Source organism: Mycobacterium shunyiense (assembly GCF_058270035.1).
In genome coordinates, this window is the sequence record NZ_JBZDPT010000011.1 from 152,759 (window position 1) to 171,711 (window position 18,953).

Consider the following 18,953-nt stretch of genomic DNA (forward strand, 5'->3'; position numbering starts at 1 on the left):
CCTCCGAGACCGCATAGGTTCGCCTGCCATGACCCCGGCAGAGCTTTGGCGCGACCGTCTCCGCGAATCCCTGCTGTCGGCACGCAAGGCCCGCGACACCAACCGCACCGCCGCGATCCGGTCGGCGTTGAGCGCCATCGACAACGCCGAGACACCGCAGGCCGATCAGACCGATACCCGCATCGGCGGAGCGATCGCCGGCGCGGTGTCGGGCGTCGGCTCCACGGAGGTGGCGCGCCGAGTTCTCAGCGACGACGAGGTGCGCGACCTCCTCCGGGCCGAGATCGATGAACGGCTTTCGGCGGCAAGCGGATACATCGCGAACGGGCATCACGAACGGGCGTCGGAGCTGCAATCGCAGGCCGCTGTCCTGGCCCAGGTTCTCGGCCAACCGCCGGAGGGTGTCTGAGCTCCGTGGCACGCTGAAGGCGTGTTGCTCGCTGACGTCGCCGCCGCATCCGCCGACATCGCGGCCGCCTCGGCGCGACTGGCCAAGATCGAACGTATCGCTGCACTGCTGTCGGTGGCCGCCACGCAGGGGCACGCCCGCACGGTGGCGGTCACGGTGTCCTGGTTGTCCGGGGAACTCCCCCAACGCCAGATCGGTGTCGGCTGGGCCGCTCTGCGCTCACTGCCGGCGCCGGCGGAGGTCCCCACGTTGACCATCAGCAGCGTCGACACCGCATTCACCGACATCAAAGGAATCGCGGGCAAGGGCTCTCAGTCGCTGCGCGCCGATTCGGTGCGCGACCTTTTCGCGGCGGCCACCGACACAGAGCAGACGTTCCTCCGGAGGCTCCTTGGCGGCGAGTTGCGTCAGGGCGCCCTGGCAGGCGTGATGGCGGACGCGGTGGCCCGTGCATCCGGCATCCCGGCGGTCGAGGTCCGGCGTGCGGCCATGCTGGCCGGTGACCTACCAGCGGTGGCCGCGGCGGCGCTCACCGGTGGCCGGGCCGCCCTGGCCGAGTTCAGTTTGCAGGTCGGCCGTCCGGTCGGGCCGATGCTCGCACAGACCGCCACCGGTGTCGTCGACGCGCTCGAACGGCTCGGCGGTACAGCGGTTCTGGAGGCCAAGCTGGACGGCGCGCGCGTACAGATCCACCGCAGCGGCTCGGAGGTCTCGATCTATACCCGCAGCCTCGACGACGTCACCCACCGACTGCCCGAGGTGGTCGCGGCGGCACTGGCCCTGCAGGCCACCGATCTGATCGCCGACGCGGAGGCCATCGCGCTGCGGGCCGACGGGCGCCCACAGCCGTTTCAGGTCACCGCCGCCCGGTTCGGCCGCAAGAACGCAACTGACCTCGAACCGCTGTCGGTGTTCTTCTTCGATCTGTTGCACATCGATGGCAAGGATCTGCTCGACCTGCCCACCGGGCAGCGGCTGACCGCACTCGATGCGCTGGTACCTCAGGACCGGCGCGTCGACCGCGTCGTCACCTCAGACGGCGCGGTCGCGCAGGACTTCCTGGACCGCACCCTGGCCGCCGGCCATGAGGGCGTGATGGCGAAGTCGCCGACGGCACCGTATGAGGCCGGCCGTCGCGGCGCAGGCTGGCTCAAGGTCAAACCGGTGCACACCCTGGACCTGGTGGTGCTGGCAGTGGAATGGGGGTCGGGCCGACGCACCGGCAAGCTGTCCAACATCCATCTGGGCGCACGTGATCCGGACACCGGTGGATTCGTGATGCTGGGCAAGACTTTCAAGGGCATGACCGACGCGGTGCTGGCATGGCAGACCGAGCGCTTCCGGGAACTGCAGGTCGACGACGACGGCTGGGTAGTCACCGTCCGGCCCGAGCAGGTCGTCGAGATCGCCTTCGACGGCGTCCAGCGCTCGAGCCGTTACCCGGGCGGTGTCGCGCTGCGGTTCGCCAGGGTCCTGCGCTATCGAGACGACAAAACCCCGGGCGAAGCCGACACGATCGACACCGTGCGCGCATTCCTCACCTGACGCGGCGCCGTTCACCTCGTTAGGGTGCGGAAACCGGGATTCGATGCCGTCCTGTTTGGCTCGATGAAAAGATCACACCCGACGCGTATGACACTGGGCGAGCAAGGAGAGACCGTGGCAACACCAGATGCCCCACCGGCGGATCGCATCGAGGACCACGACGGCGACATCACCTACATCCGCACCGACAAAGATCTTCCGCCGGTGGCGATCGTCGACCGCTCTCCGATCACCGTCAAACACAAGGCGATCTTCGCGGCGGTCGCGGTTCTCGGCGCAGTGGCCTGGGCGGTCATCGCCTTCTTCCGCGGTGAGACCGTGAACGCGGTCTGGTTCGTGATCGCCGCGATCTGCACCTACGTGATCGGATTCCGGTTCTACGCCCGGCTGATCGAGATGAAGATTGTTCGGCCTCGCGACGACAATGCCACTCCGGCTGAGCTTTTCGAGAACGGCACCGACTACATGCCGACCGACAGGCGCGTGTTGTTCGGTCATCACTTCGCCGCGATCGCCGGAGCGGGCCCGCTGGTCGGCCCGGTGCTGGCCATGCAGATGGGCTATCTGCCCGGGACCATCTGGATCATCATCGGCGCGGTGGTGGCCGGCTGCGTCCAGGACTACCTGGTGCTGTCCATCTCGGTGCGCCGCCGCGGCCGCTCGCTGGGGCAGATGGCACGCGACGAGCTCGGCCTGGTCGGTGGCGTGGCCGCGATCGTCGGCGTGCTGGTGATCATGGTGATCCTGTTGGCGGTGCTGGCCCTGGTCGTGGTCAACGCGCTCGCCGAGAGTCCCTGGGGCGTGTTTTCGATCGCGATGACGATTCCGATCGCCATCTTCATGGGTCTGTATCTGCGCTTCTTCCGCCCCGGCCGCGTGTCGGAGGTGTCCCTGATCGGCGTCGCACTGTTGCTGCTCGCGGTGATCTCCGGAGGTTGGGTGGCCGAAACCGACTGGGGTGCTGACTGGTTCACGCTCTCCAAGGTCACCCTCTCGTGGTGCATCATCATCTACGGCCTGGCCGCTTCGGTGTTGCCGGTGTGGTTCCTGCTGGCCCCGCGCGATTACCTGTCGACGTTCATGAAGGTCGGCACCATTGCCCTGCTGGCCATCGGCATACTGATCGCGCGCCCGGTGATGCAGGCACCGGCGATTTCGCAGTTCGCCGCCAGCGGCACCGGCCCGGTGTTCGCCGGCTCGTTGTTCCCGTTCCTGTTCATCACCATCGCCTGCGGTGCACTGTCGGGCTTCCACGCGCTGATCTCCTCGGGCACCACGCCCAAGTTGCTGGAGAAGGAAAGCCAGATGCGGCTGATCGGCTACGGCGGCATGCTCACCGAGTCGTTCGTCGCGATCATGGCCCTCATCACCGCGGCGATCCTCAACCAGCACCTGTACTTCGCGATCAACGCGCCGACGGCGGCCACCGGCACCACCGCACAGACCGCGGCCGATTACGTCAACGGCCTTGGCCTGTCCGGTCAGCCGATCACTGCGCAGGAGATCACCGCAGCCGCCGATGGCGTCGGCGAGCAGTCGATCGTGTCGCGCACCGGCGGCGCTCCCACCCTGGCCTTCGGCATGTCCGAGGTGCTCCACCAGGTGTTCGGTGGAGAGAGCCTCAAGGCGTTCTGGTACCACTTCGCGATCATGTTCGAGGCGTTGTTCATCCTCACCACCGTCGACGCCGGCACCCGGGTGGCCCGGTTCATGCTGTCCGACGGCCTCGGCAATCTCGGTGGGCCGCTGAAGAAGTTGCGCGATCCCAGCTGGCGCGTCGGAGCGTGGGCCTGCTCGATCATCGTGGTCGCCGCGTGGGGTTCCATCCTGCTGATGGGTGTGACAGATCCGCTGGGCGGCATCAACACCTTGTTCCCGCTGTTCGGCATCGCGAACCAGCTGCTGGCCGCGATCGCATTGACGGTGGTCACCGTCGTGGTGATCAAACGCGGCTTGGTGAAGTGGGCCTGGATACCGGGGCTTCCGTTGTTGTGGGATCTGACGGTGACGATGACGGCATCGTGGCAGAAGATCTTCTCCGCCGACCCGAAAGTCGGTTACTGGAAGCAGCATTCGCAGTACGTCGCGGCCCAGGAGGCTGGAAAGTCGACGTTCGGCGCAGCGAAGACCCCCGATCAGATCGACGCCGTCATCCGCAACACCTTCATCCAGGGCACGTTGTCGATCGTCTTCGCCGTGCTGGTGCTGATCGTGTTCATCGCGGGTGTGGTGATGGCGCTGCAGGCGCTGCGCGGCGCCGCGAGGCCGCTGGCCGTGGATGAGGAGGTGCCGTCGCGCATCTTCGCACCCTCGGGACTGATACCCACCCAGGTTGAGAAGGAGGTGCAGAAGCAGTGGGACGCCTTACCCGGAGCACACGCCAGGCCGCACGCCACATCGGCTGGTACTGGTCAACATTGATGGGTGACAACCACTACCGGCGCTACGTAGCGCATCGGGAGCGGACGCATCCGGACGAACCGGTGCTGTCCGAGCGCGACTACTGGAAGATGCGGCACCGCAACACCGAGGCCAATCCCGGCGCACGCTGCTGCTGAGTCGGCGAATCTGCTGATCGCCTGGCCTGAACCTGCCACGCCCGGCTAAACTGTCGTCCATACGGTAAGGCCGTCGTGAATGGAGCGCGTTTCGTGAATAAAGACGACATGATCCTGATCAGCGTGGACGATCACATCGTCGAACCACCTGACATGTTCAAGAACCACCTGCCCAAGAAATACGCCGACGAGGCACCACGCCTGGTGCACAACCCCGACGGCAGCGACACCTGGCAGTTCCGCGACATCGTGATCCCCAATGTCGCGCTGAACGCGGTCGCCGGCCGGCCCAAGGAGGAGTACGGTCTGGAGCCCCAGGGTCTCGATGAGATCCGCAAGGGCTGCTACAACGTCGACGAGCGCGTCAAGGACATGAATGCCGGGGGCATCCTCGGCTCGATCTGCTTCCCGTCCTTCCCCGGCTTCGCCGGCCGCCTGTTCGCCACCGAGGATCCCGAGTTCTCCCTGGCCCTGGTCCAGGCCTACAACGACTGGCACATCGACGAATGGTGCGGCGCCTATCCGGCCCGCTTCATCCCGATGGCGATTCCGGTGATCTGGGATGCCGAGTTGTGCGCCGCCGAGGTGCGGCGCGTGTCCAAGAAGGGCGTGCATGCCCTGACGTTCACCGAGAATCCGGCGGCCATGGGATACCCCAGCTTCCACGACGACTACTGGACGCCACTGTGGAAGGCGTTGTGCGACACCAACACCGTGCTGAACGTGCACATCGGGTCTTCGGGCAAGCTGGCCATCACCGCCCCGGACGCACCACTGGACGTGATGATCACCTTGCAGCCGATGAACATCGTGCAGGCCGCGGCGGATCTGTTGTGGTCCAAGCCCATCAAGGATTACCCGGATCTCAAGGTCGGACTGTCCGAGGGCGGCACCGGCTGGATTCCGTATTTCCTGGAGCGCGTCGACCGCACCTACGAGATGCACTCGACGTGGACCCATCAGAACTTCGGCGGCAAGCTGCCCAGCGAGGTGTTCCGCGAGCACTTCCTGACCTGCTTCATCTCCGACCCGGTGGGTGTGGCCCTGCGTGACAAGATCGGCGTCGACAACATCTGCTGGGAGGCCGACTACCCGCACAGCGATTCGATGTGGCCGGGCGCGCCCGAAGAGCTGTGGGACGTGCTGACCGAGAACAACGTGCCTGACGACGAGATCAACAAGATGACCCACGAGAACGCCATGCGGTGGTACTCGTTCGATCCGTTCAGCCACATCCCGCGCGAGCAGGCCACGGTCGGGGCTCTGCGCAAAGCCGCTGAGGGCCATGATGTTTCGATCCAGGCCTTGAGCCATCACGAGCAGGGCTCCCGCGGCGACGCATTGCACGCCGCGGCGCGGGGAAACTCGGGTTCCGACTAGGGCCCGTTTTCCCGCGAGCAGACACAAAACTGCCGCTTTTCATGCGAAAAGGGGCAGTTTTGTGTCTGCTCGGCGTGGCTAGCGCAGCGAGTACCGCACCGGCAGGTGCTTGAGACCGCCCACGAACGTGGTGGCCATGTGCTGCGGTTCGCCGGCGAGTTCTGCGGAGCGCAGCCTCGGCAGCAGTTCGGAGAAGAAGCTGTTGATCTCCAGCCGGGCCAGTGCGGCACCGAGGCAGAAATGCACACCGTAGCCGAACGCGATGTGTTTGTTGGGATCTCGCCCGACGTCGAAGCGGAACGGATCGACGAAGACGTCCTCGTCACGGTTGCCCGAGACATACGACAGCAGCACCGACTCGCCCTTGGCGATGCGTACACCGCGAATCTCGTAGTCCTGTTGCGCGGTACGCATGAACTCCTTGACCGGTGTCGTCCACCGGACCATCTCCTCGACCGCCAGCGGCATCAGACTCATGTCGTTCTGCAGCCGGGCCAGCTGGTCGGGATTCTGCAGCAGCGCGTGCATACCGCCGGAAATGCTGGCACTGCTGGTGTCGTGGCCGGCAGCGGCGATGATCGCGTAATAGGAAACCGTGTCGATATCGGACAGCGGCTCCCCGTCCAGCGTGGCGTTGGCGATCGTCGAGGCCAGGTCGTCGGTCGGATTCGCCCGACGCGAGGCGGTCAGCTCGGTGAAGTACTGGAACATCTCGAGCAGCGCCATGCCCTGCTCTTCCATGCTGGTGCCGCGCTTGAACTCGTCGTCGTCGCTGCCGAACAGTTCCTGTGTGAGCTTGAGCATGAACGCGAAGTCGGACTCGGGCACACCGAGCAGCGTCATGATCATGTACAGCGGATAATTCACGGCTACCTGCTGCACGAAATCGCATTCCGGTCCTTCGTCGACCATTCTGTCGACGAACCGCTTGGCCAGTTCATCGGCGCGATCCTTCAACGCGCGCATGGCCTTTGGCCGAAACCAGTTGGCTCCGATGGCCCGCAGATCGCGGTGCAGCGGATCGTCCGTGTGGATCAACGTCCGGATGCCGATCGCGGCCTGCTGCTCGTCGCCCTCGCGGGTGACCAGCACCGGGCGCGGAGAGTTGGTGAAGATGTCGTTGGCACGCTCGATCTCCATGATGTCCGCATGCTTGGTGATCGCCCAGAAGGGGGCATAGTCGGGCACCTCGACCCAGGACACTGGGGCGTTGGCTCGGAGGTGGGTCAGGTCCGCGTGAAGAGTCACCTCGTCGGCGTACGCCGACGGGTTGGCGAACATCTTGGCGATATCGTCAATGGTGCGGACGGTCATACTTTGCTCCTCACTGGCGGGCATTCGCGAAACTCCTGCAACACCGCGTTGACAGTTTCCGGGGATACAGCGGCGGGAAAGCCGGGCAGCACGCGGTCGATGACGCCGTCGCAGCGGCGCCGCAGTGCGGCGGCCAATTCGGGGATCGGTGCCACCACGGCGAACGTGGCGAGCACCTCGTCGTCGATGAGCTCGCCCATCGCGTCCCACTGGCCATCCAGCGAGAGCCGGTGCAGTTCGGTGTGCAGATCACCCCAGCCGTGCAGGTCCAAGACTTTGCGGTAGGCCGGCGTCGAGCCGTAGAACGCGAGTTGTTTGCGGGTGGCGACCGACGCCGCGGCCATCTCCCGTTCGTCGGCGCCGGTGACGACGAAGACCGGGCAAGACAGCTCGAAGTCACGACGGTCGCGCCCGGCGCGGTCCATTCCGCGCTGCAACGCGACCGTGGTCACCTCGTCCAGATACCGCCGCGTGGTGAACGCGTGCGCCAGCAGTCCGTCGGCCACCTCACCGCACACCTCGGTCATCAGTTCACCGACAGCGGCCAGGAACACCTTGGGGAACGGCAGCGTCGACGGTTCCGGGGTGAACATCGGCGTCATGATCTTGTGGGTGTAGAACTCGCCCTCGAACCTCAACTTGGTGCCGTCACGCCAACATTGCCAAATCGCGTGCAGCGCTTCGATGTACTCGCGCATGCGGCGCGCCGGGTGACTCCACGGCATGCTGAAACGCTTCTCGATGTGCGGCTGGATCTGGGTGCCCAGGCCAAGGATGAAGCGTCCGCCCGAGTAGGTCTGCAGATCCCAACCCAGCTGAGCCATGGTCATCGGATTGCGCGCGAAAGCCACCGCGATGCTGGTGCCGATCTGGATCCGTTCGGTGTGCTCGGCCGCGAGCGCGAGCGGCAGGAACGGGTCGTGGTTGATCTCGCCGGTCCAACATCCGTCGTAACCGCTGGCCTCGAGCTCACGTGCGATGTCCGGGACATCGGCCAACCGACTGGGGACGCCTCGATCGATCTTGACGTCGCGGGGAACTGGGTCGCTCATCGGCGGCTCGCACCTTTGCCAGCTTCTTCGATCATGCACAAACACCCCACCTGATCGACGCTACAGTAAGCAATTCAGTATGGTCAACGGCGGTACGCTGAGGCCCCTAGGGCACTGCGCAACAAGTGAGGACAGTGGCATGACAAGGACGCCGGCATGACGAACGACCCGGAGTGGAAGGAAACGCTCGAGGACCTGGCTCGTCGACGCGAGCACACCCACGGCATGGGTGGTCCCGAGCGGTTGGCCAAGCACCACGGCAAGGGCAAGCTCGACGCCCGTGCGCGGATCGCGCGGCTGCTGGATCCCGGCACTTTTCAGGAGTTCGGGACGCTGGTCGGGGGCGACATCGCCGCCGATGGCCTCGTCGCCGGTGCGGGCCGCATCGACGGCACACCGGTGATGGTGGGGGCCGAGGACTTCACCACGCTGGCCGGCAGTATCGGCCCGGGCGGAAACGCCAAACGGTATCGACTCGCCGAGTTGGCCTTGCGCAACAAGATTCCACTCGTGATGTTGTTGGAGGGCGCAGGTTTCCGCCCCAGCGGCGAGCACTACGGACGGACCCCGACCGATCTGATCGCCCAGGCGAAATGCTCGGGAAAGGTGCCCACCGTATCGGCGATCCTCGGTCCGTCCGCCGGCCATGGTGCCCTGGTGGCCCCGGTGTGCGACTTCAGCATCATGAGCCATCAGGGAGCGATCTTCACCGCCGGGCCGCCTGTGGTGAAAGAGTCCACCGGAGAGGACATTTCGAAGGAGGATCTCGGCGGCCCGAACGTGGCACTGGCCAGCGGTGTGATTCATAACTACGCCGAGGACGACGAGACGGTCATCGACGATATCCGGCGCTACCTGTCGTATTTCCCGTCCAGTGCATGGTCATACCCGCCGACGCGGCTTGCCGACGACACCGCAGACCCGAGGCTCACCCCGGAGATTCTCGATATCGTGTCCCGCGACAACCGCCAGATCTACGACATGCGCGCGGTGATCGACGAGATCTTCGACCGGCCCGATTGGTTCGAGGTCCAGCCGAAATTCGGCCGCGCGATCATCTGTGCTCTCGCCCATCTGGGCGGTTATCCGGTCGCGGTGGTGGCAAACCAGCCACAGGTGATGGCCGGTTCGATCGATGCCGATGCCGCCGACAAGGCAGCCCATTTCATCACCGTGGCCGACTCGTTCCACCTGCCGATCGTGTTCCTCGCCGACAATCCCGGCATGCTGCCGGGCAGCCAGTCCGAACGCAGCGGCGTGCTGCGCAGCGGAGCGCGGATGTTCGCCGCCCAGACTGCCGCCACCACCCTCAAACTGCACGTGACATTGCGTAAGGCCTTCGGCTTCGGCTCGATGGTGATGTCGCTGCTGGGCTTCGACGACCAGGTCGCGACGTTCGCCTATCCCGGCGCGACGATGGGTGCGATGGGTGCGGCGGCGCTCAGCGCCGCCACCCATGCCGGCGAGGATTACACCGAGGTGCTCAAGCGGATGGAACTCGAGGCATCGTTCCGGTCAGCAGGCCACCTCGGTTTCGACGAGCTCATCTCCCCCGAGGAGACCCGCAATGCCCTGTTGGTCACCCTGCAGCACGGCATCTTCAGCCGTCAAGCAGTCGCGGAACCGGTGTCGCGCACCGTGATCACGCCGTAACGCCTTCCGCGAGAAGTCCCCCGCTTGCGGGGGACTTCTCGCGGGTCAAACCTTGGTGGCGCGGTACTCCGTGACGATCGGCTCGAGCTCGTCCGGGGTGGCCCCGTGCATGATCACGGCATCGGCACCGTAGTCGAATTCCTTGCGGATGCGGTCCACGCATTGGCTCGCCGATCCGGTGGCCGACGGCTCCAACCACTCGTCGGGGATCAGCGTGGCGATGTGCTCGATCTGCTCGGCGCTGGCCTTGTGGTCGATGCCGCCCGGTATCGAGGTGACGACGGAGTCTTCCCGGAAGCGTTGCAGCACTGCCGGATCCCAGCCGTTGGTGCTCACCAACAGGTCGCCGTAGCCCTGCAGGTAGGTGGCGAGCCGGGCCACGGTCTTCTTCAGGCGCAGTTCCTCGGGCAGGTGATCGCCCACGGTGGCGAAGCACGACCACACCCGCACACTGTCGGGGTCGCGGCCGGCCTGCTCGGCGGCGTCTTTGACGGTCCTGACCGCGCGTTGCAGCGTCTCGGGGGTGAAGTAGGTGTGCAGGATGACGTCGTCGAACTCCCGCCCACCCAGCGCCAGTGTCTGCGGACCGAAGGCCACGATCGCCAACCGGATGTCCTCGTTGAAGTCGGGGTCGAGGAACAGCACCTGATACTTGCCGATCGGGCCGTCGTGATTGAACACAACCTCGCCGTGCCACAGCTTGCGCATGACCTGTGCGAAGTCCTCCATCTGCGCGGTGGTCACCGCGGGAACCCCGAACGCGTTGTACATGGTCGCCACGCCGCGCCCGATGCCCAACGTGAATCGGCCCCGGGACAACCGGTGCATCGTGGTGGCCCACGATCCGGTGATCAGGGGGTGTCGAGTGTTGTGATTGGTTGCCGCCGTGGCGATCTGCATCCGATCGGTTACCGCACAGGCAGCGCCGACGAGCGAGGAGGCTTCCTTGACGTTCCACCGCTCCGAGATGAATGCGGTGCCGAAGCCGAGTTCCTCGCCGCGGCGCGCCTCGTCCATCAACGTGGCCGGGCCTTCACCGCCTGCACCGGCAAGCAGGTAGTAACCGAGTTCGTCCAGGAATCGGTCGGTCATTTCGGCTCCTCGCGCAAGCGCTCGTCGGTCATACCCAAACTCCTTGTTTGTAACCACAGTTCCACACTTCGGTGATCCGGCCGTCGACCACCCGGAAGATCTCCATGCTGCTGACCGTCATGGCGTTACCGTCAGGAAACGTCATCGGGGATTCATAAACGATCGCCACGTGCTCGCCGTCGTCACCGGCGACGACCAGGTTGAGGTCGAACCGGATCGTGTCGAACATCGCCCAGTGTTCGATCACCCTGTTCACCGCCTCTTCGTGGGTGAGCACCTTCGCCTCGCCTACATCGTGGCGGGTGACGGTCTCTCCCAACAGTTCATCGGCAAGGGCGAAGTCCTTCTCGTTCCAGACCACCCAGTTGTACTGTTCGACCACTTCGCGCGCAGTGCGAACAGTCACGCGAACACCTCAAGGGCGTCGATGTCTTCGATCGCCGCGACAGCCCGGTCGATGAGGGTCAGGCACAGCTGCCGGGACCGTTCGGGCGCGACATCCCAGGTGAGCAGGGCGACCACCGGCATGTACAGCAGCAGCGCGGTCGCGAGACGGTAATGCCGCCACGCCTCGTCGAACGTGTACCCGTCAACCTGGCTGACGTACTCACGCACCAGCTCCTCGTCCCGGCCGCGACGCACCTCGGTCGGCAGACCCTGGCTGACCAGATACGCGATATCGGCCGCACCCGCGCCGCGGACCGTCAGCTGAAAGTCGACCACCTTGAGAGCATCTTCGCGAAAGAACATGTTGTCAGCCCGGATATCTCCGTGCAGCAGCATGTTTCGGTCCGCGAGCGCGGTAAGCGCGGCGGGTGCGAGATCGGCGAACCGCTCGGCGAACGCGGCGGTGGCTGCAGGCACCGGCCGGCGCGTGTGGTCCCGGTAGAGCTGCCAACCAGGAGCAAAGGCGGGTAGGAACAAGTCCCGGGTCAACGTGCTGTCAATGCTCGGGAATTCCTGCAGTACAGCCTCATCGACGTCGGCCGACCAGGTGTGCAGGCCGGCCAACTGCTGGATACAGAGTTGGGCGCGCGGTAGCGACAGCCCGGCCAGGTGGTCAGCGTTCTCCCAGTCCCGCAGATCTTCGAGCACGAGCACGAAGTCGGGTCCCGACATGCGAGCGACGTGGCAGTGCGGCGTTGCGATGGGCGCATCTGGCGCGACATGCCGGTAGAAGTACAGTTCGCGGTGGTAACCCCCAAGCATCTCCATGCCGCCACGCGCCAACGAGTCGGCGGGCAGTTTGACGATCAAAGTCTCTGGAACATCATCGGATCCGTTCAGATGGATCCGGTACAGCGCAGCGGAGAAGCCGGTGTCCAGCGCGATCCGCTCGGCCCGCACTGCCGTCACCTTCGTGCCCAGCGCCTCGGTCAACCAGGACGCGGTCACCTCCTCGATGCCCTTGGGCACCGGTCCGGAAACCGGCACTGCGACTGATGTCATCGTCGACCTCCGCACACAAATTTGACGCTGAACAACTAAGTTAGTTGTCGACCGTCTAATATGCAAGGGTGCCTTCCCCAGCGCAGGGCCTCACCCAGCCGGAGCGCGTGGAACAGTCCTCGCGTCGGCTGCTGCAGGCTGCCGCTGAGTTGATCGTCGAAAAGGGCTGGGAAGCAACGACTGCCGCTGAGATCGGACGACGAGCCGGGTACAGCCGGGCCATGGTGCACGCCCGCTACGGCAGCAAGGACGCCATCCTCGACGCCTTCCAGGAGGTGTACGTGGCGCGCCTGAACCCAGATCCCGAACCGGGCGCCACCGGGCTGCAGCAGGTGCTCGCGCATTTCCACCGCGTGCAGGAAATTCATGCCGAGGATGCCGCGGTGACAAGGGCCATGTTCGTGTCGGCATTCGAAGCGGTGAAAACCACGTCGCCGCTGCGCGACGGGGTGCGCGCACAGTTGGCCGGGGCAGCCGTCAAGATCGAAGCCGGGCTACGCACCGGTATCGCCGACGGTTCACTGCGCCCCGACATCGACGTCGACATGGCGTCGCGGGACATCACCGGATCGATCTTCGGGATCGCGTTCCAGTGGGTGGTCCTGCCCGAGGACCACGATCTCGACCACGAGATCGACTGCGTACGGGCCCGGATCACGTCAAGCTACGGTCGTTAAGAACCGCTCGGTCGCATCCTGCACCGCACCGGAGAACAGGTGCCCCACATGGCTTCCGTCGTGCCAGTAGAGTTCGCCGCCCCATTGCTCGTGCATGGCCAGGGCCGAACTGCGCATTGCCATCCGGTCATGCCAGGCGCCCACGATCAGACGCCGCTCGGCACACGGTCGGGTACGCAGCGGGTCGATCACGGAGGTCATCGCCGCCACCGTGGCTGACTGCAACTGGCGCGCCGACTGCTGCCCCGCCGATCCCCAGCGTCCCAGGTGCATCCCGATCATCGTGTTGAGGCCGAGGATCGGCGTGTACAGCGCCACCGCGTCCACCCGAGCGTCGAGATGCGACACCAGCGCCGCCGCCGCGCTGCCCAGCGACAAGCCGGCCACCGCGATCGACGACGCCTGTGGTTCCAGCCAACCGATCAGCGCCCGCACCTCCGACACCGCCCGCATCATGCCGGCCACGTTGGCCAGCGGATCCCGAGCCGGATACTCCGGCCAGGACCGGCGCCGCGGCCCGTGCCCCGGCTGCACGGGTAAGGCGACGTTGAAGCCGAGGTCCCTCAGACGACGCACCCGGGCAACGAGGAGGTCCATCGGGTCGCCCTGGCCCGCCCCGTGCACCCAGATCAGCCAGGGTCGCGCGTCGTCTCCACTCCGGTACAGCCGCGCTCTTGCCGTGGCGACGCCACCGTGCCCGTCGGCCAGCACCGAGGCGGGCAGGGCGGGTTCGTGGTCGAAGACCAGTTCCTCGAACGTCAGCGCACCGAACCTACGTGGCCGGATGTGTTTGACCTGCAGAGCATCTGGCTTCGGGTGCGCCGCGTCGATACCGAGTAAGCCGAGTTGGTCGGCTGCCCACTGGTATTCGCCCAGTGGACGGGGAAGCTCCGGCGGTGGACCGGTCAGCGTCATACCGGTGACGACGAGCTCGTCGAGAGTGACCTCACCGAGTTGACGAAGGCCGTTGACCGACAATGGATTCCATTGCCCGGCCAGCGCGCCCACCGAGCGCGGCACCACGCCACCCAGCTCCCACGCGATCCGGACGGCCCTATGCAACGGTGAATCCCGTATACCCGTCAGCGGCTATCTGGTCACAGCGGCGACGGTATTCGGGGATGCCCGCAGTGTAGCCGAGATACATCCGCTTCTTACCGGGCACGTTGCCGCCGTTGTACCAGGAGTTGCAGCTCGGATCCATCAGCACCGTGGGCTCCACGAGCGCCGTGGTGTGCTCGACCCATTCGTCCTGCGCCTGCGGCGTCGCCTCGATGCTCCGGCGCCCATTGGACCTCAGGTACCCGATGCAGTCCGCGATCCACTCCACATGCTGCTCCAGTGCTGCTACGAAGTTCGTTGCCGCCGAGGGACTTCCCGGTCCCTGGATGGTGAACAGGTTCGGGAACCCGGCCACCGCCACGCCCAGATAAGACAGTGCGCCCGCCTTGGACCAGTACTCCCCCAGCACCATGCCGTCGCGACCCCGCACGTCGATCCGGCTCAACGCCCCGGTCATGGCGTCGAATCCCGTGGCATACACGATCACATCGAGATCGAAGTCACCCTGTTCGGTGGAGATCCCGGTCGCCGTCACCTCACGAATGGCGCCCTTGCGCAGATCGACCAGCGTGACGTTGTCACGGTTGTACGTCTCGTAGTAGCCCTGGTCGATGATGGGCCGCTTGCACGCGAACGGATGGCTCGGTGTCAGCGACGCCGCGGTCTGCGGATCTGAGACGATGCGGGCCACGGCTTGCCCGTAGAGCTCGGTGGCCATCCGGTTGGCGTCGATGTCGAAGAAGACATCACCCCAGTTGAGCGCGCCCATCACGCCGTGTTCCTCGACCGCGCGTCGTTTCTCCTCGGGTGAAGCGGATTTCACCGGCGGTCGGACCAGCATCTCGAGCAGCACCGAGAAGGCGCTGAGCCGCGCCGCCCCGACCGGATGTTCCCGCTGCGCAGCGCGGATGGCCGCATAGTCAGCCTTGAGCGCGTCGAGATCCCCAGGTTCGAAGGACCGGACCTGCCACGGCAGCGTGAACGCCGGGGACCGCTGGAACACCGCGAGATGTTCACACTGCCCCGCCACCACCGGTATCAGCTGCACACCGGTGGAGCCGGTGCCGATCACCCCGACCCGCTTGCCGGTGAGGTCGACACCCTCGCGCGGCCAGCGGCTCGTATACAGCGAGGTGCCGGTGAATCGGGCCATCCCGGGGATGTCGGGTTCCAGTGGCACCGAGAGGATTCCGGTGGCGGCGACCACGAACGGTGTGCGTAGAACCTGGCCTTCGGCGGTGGTGACCGTCCACTGCGCGGCGCCTTCGTCGAAGGTCATGGCCACGACCTCGGTACCGAAGGCGATGTCACGGCGAAGGTCCAGCCGGTCGGCGACGAAGTTCAGGTACGCCTCGATTTCAGGCTGCGCCGGCATCGTCTCCGTCCACACCCACTCCTGCTGGATCTCCTCGCTGAAGCTGTAGGAGTATTCGATGCTCTCGATGTCGCAGCGGGCGCCCGGGTACCGGTTGACCAGCCAGGTGCCGCCGACGTCATCCGCCTTCTCCAGGACCCGCACCCGCAGGCCCTGATCTCGTAGGCGATGTAGTGCATACAAGCCGGAGAATCCGGCGCCGACGACGATCACATCGAAATCTGTGGCGCTCACAAGTCGATGACCTTTTCGTTGCGGCTCTTCCGGTCGACGTAGAACTGTGCTGCCCGGCTGATCGATTCGGCGGTAGGAGCGGGCTTCCAACCCAGATCGCGGGCAGCCTTCCCGTGATCGGCCGGCGAGGTCAGCCACATCAGCCGCGCCGCCGTAAGGTTCATCGGGAAGTCGGTGCCGAACAATCGATTCGACATACCGGCCAACCACCCGAAGGCATAGAGCGGAGCCATCGGTATTCCGAATCTGGGCGGTCGGGCACCGACCGCCTCCGCGGCCGTGGTGAACATTTCCCGTTGGGACATATACCTTTCGGAGACGATGTAGCGCTCGCCGATCCGGCCCCGTTCCGCGGCCCGAATGAGAGCATCGGCAGCGTCGTCTATTCCGACCACCTCCGAGCCCACGCCTCTGACGTAGACCGGCAACTGTCCGAACGCCGCCATTGCGACGAGCGCACCCTGCCTGGGCTGCCAGTCAGGCGGACCGTACGGGTTGGACACGCACATCGCCACGGCCGGCAGCCCACGCTCGCGCACGTACGACAGCACCAGATCTTCAGCCCGACGGCGGGATTCGATGTAGGGGCCGCCCTTACCTGCCCAGTTGAACGGGGTGTCCTCGTCGACGGTTGCCCCGTCGTCACCGACGGCGATCGTGCCGATGGTACTGAGGAACACGAAACGCTGCAGGTCCGCATTTACCGCGACGTCCAGGACATTGCGCAGGCCCTCGACGTTCGTATTGAAAAGTGGCGTGGGATCAGCCAGATGTGCGCGGGTGTCGACGACGCAGTAGAACACCACGTCGCGGTCGGCCATCGCAGCCGTCACCGCCTCGGTGTCGAAGATGTCTCCGTAGCAGCGTTCTACCTCGACGCCCTCGATACCCTTCGTCGAACTGCTCCGTCGCAGCAGTACCCGCACGTCGTCACCGCGCTCGACAAGCTGGCGGGTGACACAGGCACCCACGTTTCCGCTCGCGCCCATGACCAGTACTTTTCGCCGGCGATCCATCACCACTCCATCCGAATCGGTAATTGGCGATCGATGTTACGGTAACGCTTTCAGTAGCGTCCCGAGAATGGGTCAGAAACGGGGAGATCGATGAAGTACACCCTGGAATACCCCAGCGAGCTGCCCACCGCACCTGACGATTTCCTGCAACCCGAGGCCATCCGCGCGGTAGCCACCCAGGCTGAAGCGGCGGGGTTCTCGGCGATCGCGTTGAGCGAGCATCCGGCCCCCTCGGTCAAGTGGCGGAACAACGGGGGCCACAACACACTCGACCCGATCGCCGCGCTGAGCTTCATGGCGGCAGCCACCTCGCACATCCGGTTGATGACCAACCTCTACGTGCTCCCCTTCCGGAACCCGTACCTGTCAGCCAAGGCACTGGGCAGCCTGGACCTGATCTCCGGTGGCCGACTCATCGCGGGCGTCGGTGCGGGCTACCTGCGATCCGAGTTCTCGGCAGTGGGCGTGGACATCGACCGTCGCGCCGAACTGCTCGACGAAGCGTTGGCGGCGCTGCGTTCCATCTGGACGGATCCCGAAACACCGTTTTCCGGACAGGATTTCGGGGCGGTCGGACCCGTTGCGCTGCAGCGCACGGCTCAGCAGCCCCATCCCCCGCTCTGGATCGGCGGGAACGGCGCCGCCGCGATCCGGCGTGTGGTCGAGCACGGCAACGGATGGATGCCCATCATCACCGCGGCAGGCATGGCGTCGACCATGCGGACCACCGCCATCGAGAACGCCGACCAGTTCGGCACCGCCGTACAGCGCTTGCGCGAGCGACTCGCCGATGCCGGTCGTGACCCGTCGTCCGCCGACATCCAGGTGGTGTGTCCACACACCGATCTGGACGACGCGACCTCGCTGCGCCACGCGCAGGAGGTTCTTGCCGAGCTCGCCGGCCACGGCGCCACCTGGGCCGTGGTGCACGTGGACGGCAGCAGCCCGGCCGCCGCGCTCGACTACATCAAGGCGTTTGGCGAGGCGATGAATCTCGTTGCCGACCAGGGTGTCTCGGGTGCACGCAGGTAACACCACGGCAGTGCTCGGCCAGATAATTCGCCACAGCGTTACTCACGCGGACGATTCACCGCCTAGCCGGTCTTGAACTTCAGCAAGGTACGGGTTAGGTGCAGACTGGTGATCTGCCATGTGCCGTCACGCTTTTCGTAGGTCTCATGGTAGTGGCCGGCCCCGTGCAACTCATTGCCGTCGGCGAAAAACAACATGTCCTCCATGGCCCAGATACCCGTTGCCGTCGTGTCGGAGGTCAGCATGATCTCCGGGGTGTGGCAATGGTGCACTGTCGCCGCATTCTCGACGCCGCCCCACACCACCGGAAAGAACTCATCGAAGCTCTTCAGCGGAGGCGCCGTCTGCGGATCGGCGCCGCCGGTCGAGACGGCCATGTCGAGTGTCACCACGACGTCGTCGACGAACAATGCGCGCCAGGCGTCGATGTCCTTGGTGTCCAGAAACCGGCAGTAGCGGGCCTTGAGCTGCTTGATCGCCTCGATGTCGTCGGACAACGGGTCACCTCCTGATCGACTGCGGCGAACTATACGGTAAGCACCTCAGTTACGATCCGTGGCCGGTCGTCCCCGAATCAGCCGCGCTCGAGAGCCGACCCCCACGCGGCGAGAGTTCCGGCGACCGTGCTTGTTTCAGGGGAGTCGGGGTGCCAAGCAGATATCTGGATGGCGATGGGTACGAAGCTGGCGCCCTCGTACTCAGGCACTGCCGAATACGCCTGCACCTTTCCTTCCTGGATCAGCGGAGAGATGACGTTGTTGTCGATCTCCGCCTTGGCCGCGGTGAAGCCCACCGGCACGTACACCACGTTCTGGTCGAAGTCTCCTCCACCGAATTCGGCAGGCAAGAGCAGCATTAGCTCCAATTGGCCTTGCGCATAGAGCTCCTCGGCCTTCTGCACAGAATCGACCATTGAGAAATCCGGACCCACGCCTACCCCTAACCATGCCCTGAAAAACATGAACGACATTCATCATTGACGTTCCAACCCTAGGCGCTCCCCGGGTCGGCCTGAGACGGGAATTTTTCGGGTTGGACACGCACGTCGTCGTCCGGCGCTTCCGGTGCAGAAATGGATACTGTAATGTCTTCCGTACGTATCGCG

The 18,953-nt window shown here is 65.2% G+C and carries 18 protein-coding genes; 8 read left to right on the top strand and 10 right to left on the bottom strand.

Going from position 1 to position 18,953, the window contains the following annotated elements; all coding sequences use genetic code 11:
• Positions 1–28: 28 nt before the first annotated feature.
• The 5 genes from AC4ELS_RS09545 to AC4ELS_RS09565 all read left to right on the top strand — a co-directional run bounded on the left by AC4ELS_RS09545 (position 29) and on the right by AC4ELS_RS09565 (position 5,892).
• Positions 29–409 (top strand): GatB/YqeY domain-containing protein, encoded by a 381-nt coding sequence (locus AC4ELS_RS09545; RefSeq protein WP_064880810.1) that lies wholly within the window; start codon positions 29–31, stop codon positions 407–409.
• A 21-nt stretch (positions 410–430) separates the two neighbouring features.
• Complete coding sequence (locus AC4ELS_RS09550) at positions 431–1,954, top strand: ATP-dependent DNA ligase (RefSeq protein ID WP_448448638.1); 1,524 nt, start codon at positions 431–433, stop codon at positions 1,952–1,954.
• 114 nt (positions 1,955–2,068) lie between these two features.
• On the top strand, positions 2,069–4,375 hold the full coding sequence (locus tag AC4ELS_RS09555) for a carbon starvation CstA family protein (RefSeq protein ID WP_064959210.1): 2,307 nt from the start codon (positions 2,069–2,071) through the stop codon (positions 4,373–4,375).
• On the top strand, positions 4,375–4,512 hold the full coding sequence (locus tag AC4ELS_RS09560; protein ID WP_276028699.1) for a CstA-like transporter-associated (seleno)protein: 138 nt from the start codon (positions 4,375–4,377) through the stop codon (positions 4,510–4,512). Before AC4ELS_RS09555 ends, AC4ELS_RS09560 begins: the two co-directional genes overlap by 1 nt.
• A 93-nt stretch (positions 4,513–4,605) precedes the next feature.
• On the top strand, positions 4,606–5,892 hold the full coding sequence (locus tag AC4ELS_RS09565) for an amidohydrolase family protein (RefSeq protein WP_499046894.1): 1,287 nt from the start codon (positions 4,606–4,608) through the stop codon (positions 5,890–5,892).
• A gap of 78 nt (positions 5,893–5,970) precedes the next feature.
• On the opposite strand, the gene AC4ELS_RS09570 is transcribed toward AC4ELS_RS09565, so the two are convergent.
• Both AC4ELS_RS09570 and AC4ELS_RS09575 read right to left on the bottom strand, forming a co-directional pair.
• On the bottom strand, positions 5,971–7,206 hold the full coding sequence (locus AC4ELS_RS09570; protein ID WP_064887815.1) for a cytochrome P450: 1,236 nt from the start codon (positions 7,204–7,206) through the stop codon (positions 5,971–5,973).
• A complete protein-coding gene (locus tag AC4ELS_RS09575) occupies positions 7,203–8,258 on the bottom strand; it encodes an LLM class F420-dependent oxidoreductase (RefSeq protein ID WP_448448634.1) in 1,056 nt (351 codons plus the stop codon). The genes AC4ELS_RS09570 and AC4ELS_RS09575 overlap by 4 nt, the downstream gene beginning before the upstream one ends.
• A 156-nt stretch (positions 8,259–8,414) precedes the next feature.
• On the opposite strand from AC4ELS_RS09575, the gene AC4ELS_RS09580 reads away from it, so the two are divergent.
• Positions 8,415–9,911, top strand: a complete 1,497-nt coding sequence (locus AC4ELS_RS09580) for an acyl-CoA carboxylase subunit beta (RefSeq protein WP_064887811.1) — start codon at positions 8,415–8,417, stop codon at positions 9,909–9,911.
• 45 nt (positions 9,912–9,956) lie between these two features.
• Here the strand turns inward: AC4ELS_RS09580 and AC4ELS_RS09585 are convergent, their stop codons facing one another.
• Genes AC4ELS_RS09585 through AC4ELS_RS09595 form a run of 3 tightly spaced genes read right to left on the bottom strand, consistent with a single transcriptional unit; the run spans position 9,957 to position 12,452 of the window.
• Positions 9,957–11,003 (bottom strand): TIGR03857 family LLM class F420-dependent oxidoreductase, encoded by a 1,047-nt coding sequence (locus AC4ELS_RS09585; protein WP_499046897.1) that lies wholly within the window; start codon positions 11,001–11,003, stop codon positions 9,957–9,959.
• 28 nt (positions 11,004–11,031) lie between these two features.
• Positions 11,032–11,409 (bottom strand): nuclear transport factor 2 family protein, encoded by a 378-nt coding sequence (locus AC4ELS_RS09590; RefSeq protein ID WP_064957742.1) that lies wholly within the window; start codon positions 11,407–11,409, stop codon positions 11,032–11,034.
• Positions 11,406–12,452: a phosphotransferase gene (locus AC4ELS_RS09595; RefSeq protein ID WP_499046900.1), complete on the bottom strand. Its 1,047-nt coding sequence runs from the start codon at positions 12,450–12,452 to the stop codon at positions 11,406–11,408. The genes AC4ELS_RS09590 and AC4ELS_RS09595 overlap by 4 nt, the downstream gene beginning before the upstream one ends.
• Positions 12,453–12,520: 68 nt before the next feature.
• Here AC4ELS_RS09595 and AC4ELS_RS09600 point away from each other — a divergent pair, with 68 nt between their 5' ends.
• Positions 12,521–13,129, top strand: a complete 609-nt coding sequence (locus AC4ELS_RS09600; protein WP_499046902.1) for a TetR/AcrR family transcriptional regulator — start codon at positions 12,521–12,523, stop codon at positions 13,127–13,129.
• On the opposite strand, the gene AC4ELS_RS09605 is transcribed toward AC4ELS_RS09600, so the two are convergent.
• The 3 genes from AC4ELS_RS09605 to AC4ELS_RS09615 are packed head-to-tail and all read right to left on the bottom strand — an operon-like array spanning position 13,112 to position 16,816.
• Entirely contained in the window at positions 13,112–14,191 is a 1,080-nt protein-coding gene (locus AC4ELS_RS09605; RefSeq protein WP_498883544.1) for an alpha/beta hydrolase, read from the bottom strand. The two genes, AC4ELS_RS09600 and AC4ELS_RS09605, sit on opposite strands and share 18 nt — an antisense overlap.
• Positions 14,184–15,800, bottom strand: a complete 1,617-nt coding sequence (locus AC4ELS_RS09610) for a flavin-containing monooxygenase (protein ID WP_499046905.1) — start codon at positions 15,798–15,800, stop codon at positions 14,184–14,186. The genes AC4ELS_RS09605 and AC4ELS_RS09610 overlap by 8 nt, the downstream gene beginning before the upstream one ends.
• On the bottom strand, positions 15,797–16,816 hold the full coding sequence (locus AC4ELS_RS09615) for an NAD-dependent epimerase/dehydratase family protein (protein WP_498883540.1): 1,020 nt from the start codon (positions 16,814–16,816) through the stop codon (positions 15,797–15,799). The genes AC4ELS_RS09610 and AC4ELS_RS09615 overlap by 4 nt, the downstream gene beginning before the upstream one ends.
• A gap of 90 nt (positions 16,817–16,906) precedes the next feature.
• Here AC4ELS_RS09615 and AC4ELS_RS09620 point away from each other — a divergent pair, with 90 nt between their 5' ends.
• Complete coding sequence (locus AC4ELS_RS09620; RefSeq protein WP_499046907.1) at positions 16,907–17,848, top strand: LLM class F420-dependent oxidoreductase; 942 nt, start codon at positions 16,907–16,909, stop codon at positions 17,846–17,848.
• 62 nt (positions 17,849–17,910) lie between these two features.
• Here the strand turns inward: AC4ELS_RS09620 and AC4ELS_RS09625 are convergent, their stop codons facing one another.
• Together AC4ELS_RS09625 and AC4ELS_RS09630 are read right to left on the bottom strand one after the other, a co-directional pair.
• A complete protein-coding gene (locus tag AC4ELS_RS09625) occupies positions 17,911–18,345 on the bottom strand; it encodes a nuclear transport factor 2 family protein (RefSeq protein WP_064887793.1) in 435 nt (144 codons plus the stop codon).
• Between the two features lie 77 nt (positions 18,346–18,422).
• Positions 18,423–18,761 carry a hypothetical protein gene (locus AC4ELS_RS09630; protein ID WP_499046908.1) on the bottom strand — a complete coding sequence of 113 codons (339 nt, stop codon included), beginning with the start codon at positions 18,759–18,761 and terminating at the stop codon, positions 18,423–18,425.
• Positions 18,762–18,953: the final 192 nt, after the last annotated feature.